The 459-nt window shown below is 29.4% G+C and carries 1 protein-coding gene; it reads right to left on the bottom strand.

The window, feature by feature from the left end:
• Positions 1 to 178: 178 nt before the first annotated feature.
• Positions 179 to 459: integrase core domain-containing protein (locus GNY06_RS08580; RefSeq protein WP_166519698.1), on the bottom strand; the 281-nt coding region annotated here is incomplete at its 5' end.

Below are 459 nucleotides of genomic sequence, written 5' to 3'. Positions count from 1 at the left end.
CAAAGGATTAAATTACAATTCTATATATCATCCTTTAATCAATATATTTACTCCTTTTCTTAATATGAAGCTGAAACTTGAGACTGAAGTGTTATTATTGAAAAATAAATTTTTGTAAAACAATAAATTGTAATAGCCCCGACTTAATCTGACAGTTAAGTGTTAAAATAATTGTCAGTTATTCTATATTGTTGTTACTTCCAAAAGTAAGGATTTTTTGTTCCACTGCAAGAATTTCCAATAATTTCTCTTTTGCAATAGTTTTACTATCCAAAAACGTCTGCATCGGTGTTTTACCATAACAATGTTTTCCAGTATGCGTTCTTTCATTTTTGTAATAGGACAACCAACTGTTTAAGTCTAATTGCAGTTCTTCAATACTTCTGTAAATTTTCTTTCTAAAAGCTATGGCATAAAACTCGTCCTGTATCGTCCTGTGAAAACGTTCACAAATGCCAT

It is taken from the genome of Elizabethkingia argenteiflava (assembly GCF_009904105.1).
Lineage (GTDB): Bacteria > Bacteroidota > Bacteroidia > Flavobacteriales > Weeksellaceae > Elizabethkingia > Elizabethkingia argenteiflava.
The sequence above is the reverse complement of the archived record's forward strand: the minus strand, read 5'-3'. Positions and strand labels throughout refer to the sequence as shown.